At 62.6% G+C, this 281-nt stretch carries 1 protein-coding gene; it reads right to left on the reverse strand.

All coding sequences use genetic code 11. The features are described from left to right. The coding region (locus AC3XQU_RS23770; protein ID WP_489876597.1) for a recombinase family protein at positions 1-194 on the reverse strand (194 nt) is incomplete at its 3' end. Positions 195-281: the final 87 nt, after the last annotated feature.

The following is a 281-nucleotide window of genomic DNA, read 5'->3' on the forward strand; positions in this document are numbered from 1 at the left end:
TCCTTGACCGATCGCCCGAGCCGGTCAAGTTTCCACACGCACAGGGTGTCTCCGGCGCGAAGGTAGTCCAGTGCCTTGAGCAGCCCGGGCCGGTCCTTGGCACGGCTGGAGACCTTCTCTTCGAAGACGCGGATGCAGTCCGCCTGCGCGAGGGCGTCGCGTTGCAGTTGGGTGTGTTGAGGGATCGACGACACGAGGTCCGAGGATGATCCGTACGGAAATTCCCGCTAAGGGGTTCCGCCCTCTAGCTTTGAACGTAACCAGTCCCGTAGGGGGAACCT

It is taken from the genome of Telluria sp. AZSoR62 (genome assembly GCF_058111565.1).